General features: G+C 47.5%; 15 protein-coding genes. All 15 read right to left on the bottom strand.

Translation table 11 applies throughout. The features are described from left to right. Nucleotides 1-15: 15 nt before the first annotated feature. The 15 genes from hemL to cobJ all read right to left on the bottom strand — a co-directional run bounded on the left by hemL (nucleotide 16) and on the right by cobJ (nucleotide 13,624). Complete coding sequence (hemL, locus tag CES79_RS02535; protein ID WP_054656019.1) at nucleotides 16-1,311, bottom strand: glutamate-1-semialdehyde 2,1-aminomutase; 1,296 nt, start codon at nucleotides 1,309-1,311, stop codon at nucleotides 16-18. Between the two features lie 14 nt (nucleotides 1,312-1,325). Beyond that, the gene (gene hemB, locus CES79_RS02530; RefSeq protein WP_054656021.1) at nucleotides 1,326-2,294 is read right to left on the bottom strand and encodes a porphobilinogen synthase; all 969 of its coding nucleotides are present in this window, start codon (nucleotides 2,292-2,294) and stop codon (nucleotides 1,326-1,328) included. 26 nt (nucleotides 2,295-2,320) lie between these two features. Beyond that, complete coding sequence (hemC, locus tag CES79_RS02525; protein WP_089136216.1) at nucleotides 2,321-3,232, bottom strand: hydroxymethylbilane synthase; 912 nt, start codon at nucleotides 3,230-3,232, stop codon at nucleotides 2,321-2,323. Further along, entirely contained in the window at nucleotides 3,222-4,526 is a 1,305-nt protein-coding gene (gene hemA, locus CES79_RS02520; protein WP_089136215.1) for a glutamyl-tRNA reductase, read from the bottom strand. Before hemA ends, hemC begins: the two co-directional genes overlap by 11 nt. Nucleotide 4,527: 1 nt before the next feature. Then, entirely contained in the window at nucleotides 4,528-4,992 is a 465-nt protein-coding gene (locus tag CES79_RS02515) for a precorrin-2 dehydrogenase/sirohydrochlorin ferrochelatase family protein (RefSeq protein ID WP_089136214.1), read from the bottom strand. Nucleotides 4,993-4,997: 5 nt separating this feature from the next. Continuing rightward, on the bottom strand, nucleotides 4,998-6,512 hold the full coding sequence (locus tag CES79_RS02510) for a cobyric acid synthase (RefSeq protein ID WP_089136213.1): 1,515 nt from the start codon (nucleotides 6,510-6,512) through the stop codon (nucleotides 4,998-5,000). A 97-nt stretch (nucleotides 6,513-6,609) separates the two neighbouring features. Further along, nucleotides 6,610-7,437, bottom strand: a complete 828-nt coding sequence (locus CES79_RS02505; RefSeq protein ID WP_089136212.1) for an energy-coupling factor ABC transporter ATP-binding protein — start codon at nucleotides 7,435-7,437, stop codon at nucleotides 6,610-6,612. Between the two features lie 3 nt (nucleotides 7,438-7,440). Beyond that, complete coding sequence (cbiQ, locus tag CES79_RS02500) at nucleotides 7,441-8,130, bottom strand: cobalt ECF transporter T component CbiQ (protein WP_054656023.1); 690 nt, start codon at nucleotides 8,128-8,130, stop codon at nucleotides 7,441-7,443. Between the two features lie 15 nt (nucleotides 8,131-8,145). After that, nucleotides 8,146-8,499, bottom strand: coding sequence for an energy-coupling factor ABC transporter substrate-binding protein (locus CES79_RS02495; protein WP_054656026.1), 354 nt, complete (start codon nucleotides 8,497-8,499; stop codon nucleotides 8,146-8,148). After that, entirely contained in the window at nucleotides 8,496-9,251 is a 756-nt protein-coding gene (locus tag CES79_RS02490) for an energy-coupling factor ABC transporter permease (RefSeq protein WP_089136211.1), read from the bottom strand. Before CES79_RS02490 ends, CES79_RS02495 begins: the two co-directional genes overlap by 4 nt. Before the next feature lie 24 nt (nucleotides 9,252-9,275). Continuing rightward, entirely contained in the window at nucleotides 9,276-9,977 is a 702-nt protein-coding gene (locus tag CES79_RS02485; protein WP_089136210.1) for a cobalt-factor II C(20)-methyltransferase, read from the bottom strand. 6 nt (nucleotides 9,978-9,983) lie between these two features. Next, the gene (locus CES79_RS02480; RefSeq protein WP_089136209.1) at nucleotides 9,984-10,757 is read right to left on the bottom strand and encodes a sirohydrochlorin cobaltochelatase; all 774 of its coding nucleotides are present in this window, start codon (nucleotides 10,755-10,757) and stop codon (nucleotides 9,984-9,986) included. Beyond that, entirely contained in the window at nucleotides 10,729-12,153 is a 1,425-nt protein-coding gene (cobA, locus tag CES79_RS02475) for a uroporphyrinogen-III C-methyltransferase (RefSeq protein WP_054656028.1), read from the bottom strand. Before cobA ends, CES79_RS02480 begins: the two co-directional genes overlap by 29 nt. Beyond that, the gene (gene cobK / locus CES79_RS02470; protein ID WP_089136208.1) at nucleotides 12,150-12,902 is read right to left on the bottom strand and encodes a precorrin-6A reductase; all 753 of its coding nucleotides are present in this window, start codon (nucleotides 12,900-12,902) and stop codon (nucleotides 12,150-12,152) included. Before cobK ends, cobA begins: the two co-directional genes overlap by 4 nt. Further along, nucleotides 12,899-13,624, bottom strand: coding sequence for a precorrin-3B C(17)-methyltransferase (cobJ, locus tag CES79_RS02465; RefSeq protein ID WP_054656030.1), 726 nt, complete (start codon nucleotides 13,622-13,624; stop codon nucleotides 12,899-12,901). Before cobJ ends, cobK begins: the two co-directional genes overlap by 4 nt.

Raw genomic sequence — 13,624 nt, 5'->3', positions numbered from 1 at the left:
TCCTCTTAAATCCGTTTAGCCCTGCTTTTGAACCGCGTCAAAGGCGTTGTTGAAGGCCTGAATCGTTTTATCAATTTCAACATCCGTATGCTTGCTGGACATGAAGTTCGTTTCAAATTGTGACGGTGCCGTGTAGATGCCCTGTTGCAGCAACTGCTTGAAGAACTTAGCAAAGTAGGCAGTATCACTTGCTTTAACGTCATCAAAGTTATTGACTGGCCCAGCGTTGAAGAAGTAGCTCCACATCGTCCCAACGGAATGAACGGTCATTGGTACACCGTGATCATCCGCAGCCTGCTTAATGCCAGCCATCAAGCGTTTCGTGTTCGCCGTCATCTTAGTGTAGAGGTCTTCTGATAGTTGGTTCAGCGTGCTGAGTCCACCAGTCATCGCTAGCGGGTTACCGGATAACGTCCCGGCGTGATAGATCTTACCAGCTGGGGTAATGTTTTCCATGAGGTCTCGACGACCGCCAAAGACCCCAACGGGCAAACCGCCGCCAACAACTTTACCCAAAGTCGTCAAGTCTGGCTTAATATGGTACAAACTCTGAGCACCGTGGTAAGCAGCCCGGAAGCCGGACATCACTTCATCAAAGATCAGAAGTGAGCCAGACTTGGTGGTTTCATCTCTTAAAGTCTGCAGAAATTCTTGGGTCCCTGGAATGACACCCATGTTACCGGCAATTGGTTCAACGATTACACAGGCAATTTCTTTGCCGTGTTCCTTGAAGAGTGATTTGACCCCTTCAACGTCATTGTAGGCAACCGTTAAGGTATCGTAAGCCAAGGCATTCGGGACACCCGGTGACGTATTGATATCAAAGGTGGCCATCCCAGAACCAGCATCCACTAGCAATGAGTCACTGTGGCCGTGATAGTTCCCAATAAACTTCACGATCTTATCGCGTTTAGTCACCCCACGTGCCAAACGAATGGCACTCATTGTGGCTTCAGTCCCAGAAGAGACCATCCGCATCTCTTCCAATGAAGGAACGATGGCTTGAATCTTCTCAGCCAGTTCCGTTTCTAATTCAGTTGGGGCACCGTAACTGGTTCCGCGAGTGGTGGCGTCTTGTAAGTCTGCAACCACCTTGTCGTCAGCATGGCCTAAAATCAATGGGCCCCAAGACAACACGTAGTCAATGTACTTGTTGTGGTCAATATCTTCAATGTAAGCACCCTTGCCCTTAGCGATGAACAGCGGGTCGCCGCCGACATTCTTAAAGGCACGAACCGGACTGTTGACACCACCCGGCATGTATTTATCTGCTTCTGCAAAAGCTCGTTTTGAATTACTAAAATCTCTCACGTTTTTTCCTCCAGCTAGTTCATTCGTTTAGCAACATCTTTGGCAAAGTAAGTGATGATCAGATCAGAGCCAGCACGCTTCAGGCCAACCAAGATTTCATTAACGATCTTTTCTTCGTCGATCCAGCCGTTTTGGGCTGCAGCCTTGACCATGGCATATTCACCGGAAACGTTGTAAGAAACCAGTGGCAAATTAGTTGAGTTACGGACATCACGGATAATATCAGAAAAGGCCATGCCGGGCTTCACCATCACGAAGTCAGCCCCCTCTTTTTCGTCACTGGCAACTTCACGCAGTGCTTCCAAGCGGTTAGCAGGATCCATCTGGTAGCCCTTCCGATCACCAAAGGTTGGCGCACCATCCGCTGCGTCTCTGAATGGACCGTAGAAGCTAGAAGCATATTTAACCGCATACGACATGATTGGCAGCGTCTTAAAGCCGGCTTTATCCAAGCCTTGACGAATAGCGGCCACGAAACCGTCCATGGCGTTAGAAGGTGCAATAATATCAGCACCCGCTTTAGCTTGACTAACGGCCGTCTTAGTGAGGTATTCAAGTGATTCATCGTTGATGACTTCACCGTCCCTAACGATACCGCAGTGACCAGTAGACGTGTATTCACACATGCAGGTATCGGCAATCACGATCAGATCCGGATAAGCCGCCTTGATCTTGCGGATGGCTTGCTGCACGATGCCGTCGTCTTCCCAGGCACCAGTACCCTCGTCATCCTTGTGATCCGGAATACCGAAGATAATGATTGATTGAATGCCAAGGTCAACAATCGTTTTCACTTCATCCAAGATCGTATTTAGACTGAAGCGGTAAACGCCGGGCATGGACTTGATTTCTTCCTTGTCCGTAATGGTGGCATCAACGAAAACTGGCATGATCAAATCGGATTTCTCCAAGTGGGTCTCACGAACCAGATCCCGCATTGCTGCACTGCTTCTTAAACGACGGTGACGATCAAAAGTTAACATAGTTAATATATCCTCTTTCTTAAAAATTATTTGATTAAATCTAAAGCGCCTTCATCAATTAACGACTGCGCGACCTGCGTCCCAACTGGACCGTCAATTGCGCCCTGCTGAGCCTTTTTAAACAGCTTGTGACCATTGGTAGAAGCCACTAAACCGGTAAACTGAATCTTAGTATCTTCCTCATAGGCGTAACTGCCGATGGGATAGTTACAGCTACCGCCCAGCTTACGCAGGAAGGCTCTTTCTACCGTAACACACTCGCGGGTCTGCTGGTCATCGATCGTTGCCAATAAGGCTCTGGTGTCCGCATCCGCTTGGCGGCATTCAATTGCAATGGCGCCTTGACCAGCAGCTGGCAGGATTGTTTCCTTCAAACTCAATTGATAGAAGTCCGACAGGTCAACACCTAACCGGTTAAGCCCGGCTTCAGCTAGGACCACACCGTTCAGATGCTCAGTGGCAATTTTTTTGAGTCGGGTATCAACGTTGCCGCGAATCGGCACGATTTCTAGATCCGGCCGCAGGTAAAGCAGCTGCCCCTGCCGTCTCGAACTGTTCGTCCCGATCCGGGCGCCCTTTGGTAAGTCGTCCAAACTTTGATAGGGCTGCGCAGAGACTAGACAGTCATACGGTGATTCCCGTTTTGGATAGGCACTGATCATTAAACCATCTGGTAGGACGGGTGTAACATCTTTTAGACTATGAACCGCAAAGTCGATTTTTTGATCGATCATTTCCTGTTCAATTTCCTTAATGAAAACACCCTTACCGCCGATTTTTTGCAGGCTATCCTTGAGGTTCCGGTCGCCTTCCGTCACGATTTTCTTAACCGAAAAGGAAGCTTTGGGAAACTTTTTTTTGAGCAGTTGAACCACGATCTGCGTTTGCCGCATCGCCAGTTTGCTTTGTCGCGTCCCAACGATAAAATCAGTCTTCATGGACGCCAGCCTCCTCTTTTTTCTTCTCAATTTTTTTCTTCTCAACCGCTTCTAGCCCAAAAATTTGGCAGAAAAATTCCAGATCGACCTGGGCATCTTCTTGTGCGGAGAGTTCTTTCACTTCTTTAATGGGTTCTTTGATCATTTGGTTAATAATGCTCTTCATGTGCTTACTGATCACTTTACGTTGGTGGGCGTCCAGCTCAGGCAACTTATGCAACAGACTGTCGTAGACCTGCTTCTCGGTTGTCAGCGCCGATTCGCGCAGTTGCCGAATAACTGGCACCACGTTGAGCTGCCGCTGCCAAGCGTAAAAGTCAGTCACTTCACTCGGCACGTGACTCGCCATTTGCCGCAGCATCTGCTGGGTCAGCGCGTGATTGCTGGAAATGATCTCTGAAAGATGATCGATATCGTAGTAATCAACGTTGACCGATAGTTTCTTTGACGCCACGTTTCGTGGTACACCCAGATCAGCAATGATCTGTAGACGGGCATCACTGAGATCACCGTCTTGCAGTAACGGCTGTTTGGCTGAAGTTGCCATGATCACGGCATCCGCCTGGTTCACCGTCTCCTGCAGCGTTTGCCACGGCTGCATCTGAACGTTGTCTTCGTACTGCTGAGCAAGCTCTTCAGCTTTCTCGTTCGTACGGTTCATAATGATGATTTGGTCAAACTTCATCGTGCTGGCGTTTTTCAAAACGTGCTGCCCCATTTGGCCCATACCGACAATGACCAAGGTTTTATCTTCTAAAGTCTGCAGCTTAATTTTGATTTGATGTAACGCGGTCTGGCCCGACGTTTTCGACAGTTCGCTGACCCGGTATTGCGTATGCATCTTCTTGGAAAATGAAATGGCCTGCTGGAAGAGATGATCTAAAATCACACCGGTTGTGTGGAAGCCCTGGGCCGCAAAGAAGGCCTGTTTAACTTGGCCCAAGATTTGAGGTTCGCCCCGGTCAAGTGATTCAAGACCAGTTGATACCCGCATCAAATGCGCAACGGCGTCTTCCTTTAAGTCGATCACCGCCCAATCACTGATCTGATCGAGGTCAATATGAAACCAGTTAGCTAAGAAGCGCTTAATGTAATAGCGACCAGTATGAATCTGGTCAACTACCGCGTACACTTCCGTTCGGTTACAAGTTGACAGAATCACTTCTTCAAGAATACTTTTTTCTGAGCTCAGTAATTTATTCGCTTTTTCAAGCTCTTTTTTGCTGAACACCAGCTGCTCCCTCACATCAATGGGAAGTTGCTGGTAGTTCAGACTCACGCATACGACGTACATACTAACTTTCCTTTCCGTTAAACCAATCGTTTTGGTTTAGCCATTCTTTTAATTTGTTTTTGATGAGTTTAGCCTTTGAAGGTGAAGCGCCCTTGGTCGATACCGTTAACAGCAAGTCTGACGACTCCACTCGCGCAACGTTATAAAAATCCGACCGCGATTTATCACTGGCATCATTGACCAGTTGAAAGTGCGTGGCGGCTGCCACCACCATCCGGTTAACGGCACTATCTGACGTACAGATAATGATCATATCCATGTTCTTGATATCGGCCGGCTCAAACTGCTTAGCCTGCCACGTCACAGCGTTCTGATCAATGGCGGCATCCAGTTGCGGGCTGATCACCGTCACGTTAGCGTGGGCTGCCAATAAGCCCTTAACTTTGCGCACTGCCACGTGACCGCCACCGATGACTGCCACCTGTTTTTTAGATAAATCGATCACCACCGGATAGGGGTGTTCCATTGCGCTCACTTCCTTACATCAGTATCAGAATCTGCGATAATTTGCTGAATTTTTTGCATATCAACGTGCTGCTTGAAGACCTTAGCCAATTTTTCATACTGCTGTTCCTTGTACTCAGCCATTGACTGATGAACCTCCGTCAGCGACTTCAAGCCCTTTTTATGCCGCAGTTGATCCAGCAGCTGCCGGGCCCACACGGTATTGTCAAAAATGCCGTGCAGATAAGTTCCCCAGACACTGCCATCCGCGTTAATAGCGCCATCTTCACGCTCAGTCGCCTGGCCGTTGTTTTCAGTGATTACGGAGAACGGCTTGGCCTGACTGCCTAACGTGGTCTCACCCATATGGATCTCATAGCCATATAACACTTGATCATGGCGCTTAGCTACCGCCTGAGTCGTGGTCTTTTCTTGAGTAAAGACCGTCTTGGTATCCAGTAAATTCAGTCCTGACTGAACTTTCCGGTTGGATTCAACGTGGTGCTTATCGACCATTTCAGTCCCCAGCATTTGATAACCGCCGCAGATACCGACGATTTGCGTCCCCGCTGCGTGCAAGCTTTGAATAGCTTCCACGAAACCGTGGGCTTTCAAGTAGGCCATATCCTCATTGGTATTCTTGCTGCCGGGTATGATCAATAGGTCTGGCTTCCCCAGTTCACTGGTATTTAAGACGTAGCGAACCGACACGTCTGGCTGAATCTCCAAACTATGAAAATCAGTAAAGTTGGACAATTTTTGTAACGCCAGCACGGCCACGTCAAGGTCCTTCGTATCATCTTTGACCCGTGATTTCCGCTCCAATGCCACACTGTCTTCTTCGTCCAGATCAATGGTCGTCATTGGCAACACACCGATCACTGGTACACCGGTCAGTTTTTCAATCATTTGATTGCCTGACTCCAGCAGCGATTCATCGCCACGGAACTTATTGATGATGATGCCCTTGACCCGTTTTTGGTCTTCCGGCGGCAACAGTTTAATTGTACCGTAAATAGCAGCAAAGACGCCACCCTTATCGATATCGGCAACTAAAATAACTGGGCTATTGGACATTCTGGCCATCCCCATATTAACGAGGTCCTGGTCGTTCAGATTAATTTCAGCAGGACTGCCGGCACCTTCCAGCACCATAACATCGTTTTCCGCTGCCAGATCGTCATAAACTGCTTTCACCTTGTCTTTGAGCTGCGGCTTAAAGTTTTGGTATTCGACCGCACTCATATTCTTAAGAACGCGGCCCATAAAGACCACCTGCGATTCAGAATCCGTCGACGGCTTCAGCAACAGTGGATTCATCCGCACGTCTGGCGCGACACCAGCTGCTTCAGCCTGAAAAACTTGCGCCCGGCCCATCTCCTTACCATCATCAGTGATATAGGAATTCAGCGCCATGTTTTGCGATTTAAACGGTGCCACCTTTAAGCCCTGCTGTTTTAATATTCGGCAAAGTCCAGCAACGTTCCAGCTTTTACCAGAATCCGAAGCGGTTCCCTGAAACATAATCGATTTTGCACACATGTCATATACCTCCCATAACGCGAAATTCGCAGAATACTCTGCTTCATTATGTATTGACCAATACCCGCAGCTACAGCTACGAGTATTGGTGCACCACCTATTCTAACTTCGCTAGCTTAGCTCTTAAAACCTTGTCAGCAAACAGTTCTGCTTCATTGGAATAGAGTGGTAGATGCAATTTTTGATGGACTTTAACCAACCACGGCTGGTCAAGCTTGGTCTCCAACAGCATTTTTTCATCGTCAAAAACGGTTTCTTTTTTACCCGACTTCGCAATCTGACCATCGCGCAAAATGTAGAAGTAATCGCAGACCTCATACATAAAGTCAATGTCATGACTGGACAAAATGATCTTTTGACCCCGGCTGACCAGGTGTTTGATCAGTTCAACCATGCGCCGTTTACCATCCGGATCAAGCCCAGCGGTCGGTTCATCCAATAACAGCCATTCCGAGTTTAAAACCAGAATACCGGCAATGGCGACCCGCTTTTTTTGCCCGCCGCTGAGATATTGAATCGGCCGGTCCTTTAGTTCGCTAATATCGAGTTCCCTTAAGATCGTATTCACCCGGCGCTTGATTTCATCTTCAGGCACGTTTAGATTATGCAAAGCGAAGGCCACATCATCTTTGACGATCGAGTAAAAGATCTGCTGGTCGGAGTTTTGAAAGACGATGCCAATTTTTTGACGCAGTTGATTCAAGCCCTTTTTGGAATAGTTAATGGGCTGATCATCCACCAGAATTTGCCCGCCAGTGGGTTTTAACATTCCCACCAAGTTCAAAAACAGGGTCGACTTACCAGTCCCATTCGGACCGATAACACCCACGACATTGGAACCAGCCTCACCGAATTTAGCCGAAAGATCCGTTAAGATCGGATGATTTTTTTCATACGCAAAATCAAGGTGTTTAAGTTCGATCATCAGCTAATCATCCTCTCCAACTTTAAATTCACCATCGTACAGCTTCGCATCCAGCGCGTACACCATTTGCTGGTAATCGATCATGACTTGCTCAAACAGCATTTTGACTAACACGCCTACTGAATGCATGGATAAGCGAAAAGTGCGGTAACCTAAGCGTAATTTTTGCGCCCGGTAGATCTGTTCGCATGCTTCAATAAAGATAAAGATGAACCGGTACATCAGCATGACCTCTTCAATCATCAATGATGGCATATGAATCGCCTTTAAGGTTAAAATAATCTGCTGAAACGGTGTGGTTAGGGCAAACCAGTACGTGCAGACAACCGCTGTGGATACTTGCACACCGAGTCGCAGCCCCTTAGGCAGCATTACTTTGGAAACGCCAAAGTAATTGCCAAACATGTGAATCGGATAGTAGATCTGACTGGCTTTCGGTGCCATGGTGAACACAATGCCAATAATACTCAGTAAGAGGAAGGGCAGTATCGCGTAGAACCAATGTAAGTAAACTCGACCCGACATTTTTGTCGCGTAGAGGGTATGCCAGACGACCACCACGATCAAGACCAGCTTGATCGGAATAATTGGCTGAAAGGCTAAAACAATGCCAAGCAGCCAAAGCAGTCCCTTTAATTTCGGCGACCACTTTACGATTCGGTTTGAATAGGCGTACTTATCGATTACTAACATGTTATCACCTTACTCTTAACGACCATTAGCTGCACTGGTTTCAGTTCGAGCTTTACCAGCTTCATTTTGGGTGTGAATCTGACGTGCACGTTCCTTTTTACGGCCATGCGCACTGCCCAGAATATAGGCGATCACACCGGTACCAAAGCTGCCTTGAACCGTGAACAGTAAACTTTCAATTTCGGCTGAAGGCGGGGTCCATAACGGATGGATCCAGACTTTATAGTGCGGATCATTCTTTTTGATTTGGGCAGTTCCTTCGTCATCACTACCAGCAAATGAACCGCCTTTGGCAACAACGAACGGTACTAACACGAGAATCAATACTATCAACAACATAATAATATTTTGTTTCGTCTTTTTTTTCATCCCAGAGCCGTCTCCTTCCAAAGGTTATTACTAATAACCAGGTTGTAGATGATAACGGTCAGGAACCCTTCAGCAATGGCCAATGGAATCTGAGTCACCGCATAGATTCCCAAGAACTTAATGACCGCACCACCGACACCGTTGGTCGGATCAGGGAAGACAACTGCTAACTGGAATGACGTGGTCACATACGTTGACCAATCAGCGAGTACCGCGCACAAGAATAGTGAAACTGAACGGTTCACTTTAAATGCCCGGCAAATCTTATATACAGCAAAGCCAACAAATGGACCGACAATCGTCATTGAAAAACAATTGGCACCAAGGGTCGTTAACCCACCATGGGCAAGCAGCAGCGCTTGAAATAGCAAAACGATCACACCAAGCACTGCCATCACACCTGGCCCAAACATCACGGTGCCTAACCCAACACCCGTTGGATGTGAGCACGAACCCGTAACGGAGGGCAGCTTGAGTGACGAAAGAACGAACACGAACGCCCCGCAAAGTGCCAGCATGATCTTAGCATTTTGGGTCGTTGACGTGACGATCTTCTTCATCCGGTATAACCCATAAATGAAGAACGGTGCGCTAACCGCGAACCAGAAGATGCACCACTTTGGTGGCAGCATCCCTTCCATGATATGCATTGCGTAGGCATCACGAGGATACAGCGCAAAGAATAATAATGAACACAGGCCGATAATAGCACTTACCTTTGGTACCATATGTTTTTTAAAGACTTTTTTCATTTGTTTCACCCCATCTGATGTTAATCAAAATTGGTATTTTTTCTTCAATATCAACGTTGAAAAGTAAGGCAATTTGGTCTCTTTGGTCAGCTCAGCCACCTTAAACGATTGCTGGTTGGCCATTGAAGCATTTGAAATCACAATTGCCTGACCCAATAATTTTTTTGATGCGAGCAACCCAAAGATTTCTGACCAATGCGTCGCCACTTTCATGAGGACTACATTGTCATTGATGTCGACTGCTTTTTCAATCAGCGACATATCCGCGGTTGCAGGAATAACTTCTAAAAGTTCGTCATCTAACACTAACGGGATTGATGTAGCTGCAGCGATTTGCTGAAACGATGAGATACCGGCAATCGTTTCTACCGGAATCCGTTTATCGATCAAATCAAGCAAATAACTGTATGTGCTGTACACTGATGGATCTCCCAACGTAATAAAACCAACATTATGACCGGCTTTAACATCATCAATAATTTCTGAAACGATCACTTTCCAGCTTTTTTCCTTTTCGGTTAAATTCAAAGTCATTGGAAAATGGCGTCTCTTAATCACAAGGTCCGCCTTAAAGTACGGCGAGGCAATCTTCTCAGCCACACTTCGCTGACCCTTGTGCGCAAATGGCGTATAAATGATGTCAAGGCTCTGTAGCGCCTTTACAGCCTTCATTGTTAGCAGTTCACTATCTCCAGGTCCCACCCCAATTCCATATAATTTAGTCATCTGCTATCACTTCCTCTCAGCATTTTTTAGATGTTCAATAAACATGTTTTGAATCGTCGGGTATGCGCCCATGCCCTGCAGCTTAGCCGAAACGCTGAAACCAGCTTGTTCCAGCTGCGACTGCCAGGAGCCGGGCCGTTCAGATGCCATGTCGCGATGGGCGTGATTACCGGCGACTAACATAAACGGGTGCAAGATCACTTTTTTGACTCCGTCTTGCTTCAATCGGCCAATTTCAAACTGAATGTCAGGGTAGCTTTCAACGGCGCCCATGTAGTGCTGGCTGCCCATTAACATGTGGTCTAAACAAGCATAAGCGGTAAAGCTGGAATGCGCGGTACCGTGGCCCATAAACAGGACGGCTTCATCAGCTGATTGCGGCTGAACCACATCCTTTAGAAAAGCGACCACCCGCTGGTAATCTTCAAAACTCGTTAACAGCGGTTTACCCACAGTGACCTGCTTAAATTGACTAGCCACCTTGTCCACTTGATCCAGCAATTGGTTATACTCGATGCCTGGAATCAGGTGCAGCGATTGAACCAGCAACGTGTCATAGCCGGCCGCAATAATCTTGGCCAGTGCTTCTTTAGGGGTATCAATTGCGATCCCCTCATTTTTTTTGATCCGCGAGATCACGATCTTAGAAGTAAACGCGCGGAAGAAGTCGGCATCTGGAAACGACTTCTTAAAGGCCTTTTCAGTTGCTTCGATTGTTTCTTGACGCGTTTGCGGATAAGTAGTTCCGAAACTAACGATCAATAACGCTGTTCGACTCATCATCCAAAACCCCTTTTAACTTAGTGATAATTTCCTTGGGTTCAGCCGACGTCAGCTGAACCTTTTTCATTCCATACTGCTGACATTGCTTGAGCACGTGACGACCCATTGCTAGACACGGCATCGTCACTAACTGCTTTTTAGCTTCGTCTGAAATACCGGCGAATAGGTCTTGAACCGCCAGCGAACTCGGGAAGACCACGCCATGGAAATCATTGAGATCAATTTCGTGGGTCACCGGTACCCGTTTATAGGTCACGATTTGCGTTTCATTTCCCGCAAATCTTTCACGGGCGAGCTGATTGGCTTCACCAATGACGATGATGGCGTCGGCCTTGGGCAGCTGATTTCTAACAATCAGGCCATCGGTAATGATGCCAAGCTGACGAATCCGGCTTTGAGCCACGGTATTAGTGACCAGCAGTCGCCACTTGCTTAACCGACGCGTATCAATGTTATGAGTTAATAAAACGTCTAAGAAGACCTTAAACGCTTCTGCGTCTTCGATCACCAGCGTTTCTGGTTTATCTAGGTCTGGAATATCAAAGGGCAATGGCTGTTTAGTGGACCGCTCAAAGTAGTCCACACTGGCGCCCTGATCCTTTAACAGTTCTGATAACTTAGAGTTGACCTTAAATGGAATCAAAATGTGCTTGCCGGCTAGTGGCAAATGCACGTTCAGCTCATCTCTCAGCTTCACGACTTCACCCACCACGATCAGTGCCGGTGCCCCGATCTGAGCTTGATTAGCGATCTCAACAATGTTACTCAAATTACCCGTGACGGTGCGTTGCTGCCAGCGGGTGGCCCACTGGACAATGGCAACGGCCGAATCGGCAGGACGGCCGTTTTTAACGAGTTCGTCCACGATCACTGGCAACTGCTTCATCCCCATCAAAAAGACTAGGGTGCCTTCCTGCTGGGCAACGTTTGCCCAATCTAGCTGACGGCCATTCGCCTTGCGATGGCCGGTAATGATGTGAAAACTAGACGCCATATCACGGTGGGTAATGGGAATGCCCGCTGCCGCTAATCCGGCAATCGCACTGGTGATTCCTGGTACGACTTCATAGTCAATGTGGTGGGCGCACAGATACTGGGCTTCTTCACCACCACGGCCAAAGACGTAAGGATCACCGGCTTTAAGCCGGACTACCCGCTTGCCCTGAGTCGCCAGTTCAACCAGCAGTTCATTGATCTTATACTGACTGAATTTATGGTGGTTGGGCATTTTACCGACGTCGACTTTATCGGCGCTGGACATCATAAACAGTGAAGGATTGACCAGCCGATCATAAACAATCACATCGGCTTCCAGCAGCCGTCTGCGGCCTAACACCGTTAACAGTTCTGGATCACCGGGCCCGGCCCCGACTAATGAAACAAATCCACTCATCTTAAGCCCTCCAATTCCTTCTCAAGCGCGGCAATCTCCGTTACCTTTTTCGGGTAGCTGATCTCTGGCCGCTTAATCACGACACAGGGAATGTTTAACTGCCGGCAGGCTTGAATTTTTTCCTGAACACCGCCCTGCTTGCCACTTTCCTTAGTCACAACGGCAACGGCCTGAGCGTGCTTAAATAGTTCAACGTTCAACTCAACTGAAAACGGTCCTTGAATAGCATCGATCTGGTTGGCTTGATACCCGGCATCCGTCAGCAGTTTCATGACCCGTTCCGTTGGTAAGACGCGGACGTGCAGCCGACTCACATCGAGCTGCTTAGCGTAATCCGGTGCGGTCTTACTGCCCGTAGACAGATAGATATTCCCTTGAAATTTCAATAAGTATTGACAGGCTTCTGCGGTTGACCGAACTAACTTGAGTCCCTCTTCTTGACCTAGAAGGCCAGTTCGTTCGTATCTAATGTATGGAATACCCTCTTTTTTGGCCGCTTCGATCACGGTCTGCGAAATGACCCGCGCAAAGGGATGGGTCGCGTCTACGATGACTTTGATGTGATTTTCAACAAAGAAGTGATGAAACGTTTCTGGTGTTAACGTTTGTTTGCAAACGTTTTGGGCATGCTTTAAAGCCAACTCGGCACCGTAATCAGTTGTGACGGATAAAACGAATGAGTAGTGATGGGCATTTAAATCATCCGCGACCGCTAAACTTTCACTTGTGCCTCCGAGAAGCAAAATCATAGTGTATATCCCCTTGGTGTAATCATGTGGCCATCTGCAACGTAAGTGTTCTTGTTACCAACGATGACGATCGATGTCATATTGATCTCAGTTTCATCAAGATCCTTAATGGTCGTGGTCTTGATAATTTCACGTTTTCTGGCAACGTCTTTACCAATCCCGACCACCGTGTTTTCATCCTTGTATTTCAGCATAATGTCGAGGGCTTCGCGCAAGTTATTTGGCCGGCCCTTACTGCGTGGATTATACAGACAGATCACGAAGTCAGCCTTAGCAGCAGCGTCAACTCGCTCTTTAATAACATCCCAAGGGGTCATTAAGTCACTTAAACTAATGTGGCAAAAATCGTTCATCAAAGGTGCACCCAAGGCAGCAGCAGCACCGATACTTGCGGTTACCCCTGGCACGACCTTCACGTCAATGTGGACGTCTTCCTTAGCCGCTAACTCTAAGACTAAGCCGGCCATCCCGTAGATACCGGCATCACCACTGGAAATAATGGCGACGTCTTCACCAGTTTGCGCAATTTCAATGGCCTTCTTAGACCGTTCGATCTCACCGCGCATCCCAGTAACGACTAACTTCTTGCCCTTAAGCATGTCTTCAACTAAATGAATATAAGTCACGTACCCAACGATCGTATGGGTATTTTTGATGACGTCAATGGCTTCTTGGGTCATTAATGCCTTGGAACCTGGTCCTAAACCAACAATGTATAACAT

Source organism: Secundilactobacillus silagei JCM 19001, assembly GCF_002217945.1.
In the GTDB taxonomy this organism is placed as follows: domain Bacteria; phylum Bacillota; class Bacilli; order Lactobacillales; family Lactobacillaceae; genus Secundilactobacillus; species Secundilactobacillus silagei.
This window is presented reverse-complemented; position numbering and strand designations above follow the sequence as displayed.

Excerpts from the sequence above, each read along its gene's own strand:
- hemB (WP_054656021.1), bottom strand. The coding sequence starts at position 2,294 with ATGTTAACTTTTGATCGTCACCGTCGTTTAAGAAGCAGTGCAGCAATG.
- hemC (WP_089136216.1), bottom strand. The coding sequence starts at position 3,232 with ATGAAGACTGATTTTATCGTTGGGACGCGACAAAGCAAACTGGCGATG.
- hemA (WP_089136215.1), bottom strand. The coding sequence starts at position 4,526 with ATGTACGTCGTATGCGTGAGTCTGAACTACCAGCAACTTCCCATTGAT.
- CES79_RS02515 (WP_089136214.1), bottom strand. The coding sequence starts at position 4,992 with ATGGAACACCCCTATCCGGTGGTGATCGATTTATCTAAAAAACAGGTG.
- CES79_RS02510 (WP_089136213.1), bottom strand. The coding sequence starts at position 6,512 with ATGTGTGCAAAATCGATTATGTTTCAGGGAACCGCTTCGGATTCTGGT.
- CES79_RS02505 (WP_089136212.1), bottom strand. The coding sequence starts at position 7,437 with ATGATCGAACTTAAACACCTTGATTTTGCGTATGAAAAAAATCATCCG.
- cbiQ (WP_054656023.1), bottom strand. The coding sequence starts at position 8,130 with ATGTTAGTAATCGATAAGTACGCCTATTCAAACCGAATCGTAAAGTGG.
- CES79_RS02495 (WP_054656026.1), bottom strand. The coding sequence starts at position 8,499 with ATGAAAAAAAAGACGAAACAAAATATTATTATGTTGTTGATAGTATTG.
- CES79_RS02490 (WP_089136211.1), bottom strand. The coding sequence starts at position 9,251 with ATGAAAAAAGTCTTTAAAAAACATATGGTACCAAAGGTAAGTGCTATT.
- CES79_RS02485 (WP_089136210.1), bottom strand. The coding sequence starts at position 9,977 with ATGACTAAATTATATGGAATTGGGGTGGGACCTGGAGATAGTGAACTG.
- CES79_RS02480 (WP_089136209.1), bottom strand. The coding sequence starts at position 10,757 with ATGAGTCGAACAGCGTTATTGATCGTTAGTTTCGGAACTACTTATCCG.
- cobA (WP_054656028.1), bottom strand. The coding sequence starts at position 12,153 with ATGAGTGGATTTGTTTCATTAGTCGGGGCCGGGCCCGGTGATCCAGAA.
- cobK (WP_089136208.1), bottom strand. The coding sequence starts at position 12,902 with ATGATTTTGCTTCTCGGAGGCACAAGTGAAAGTTTAGCGGTCGCGGAT.
- cobJ (WP_054656030.1), bottom strand. The coding sequence starts at position 13,624 with ATGTTATACATTGTTGGTTTAGGACCAGGTTCCAAGGCATTAATGACC.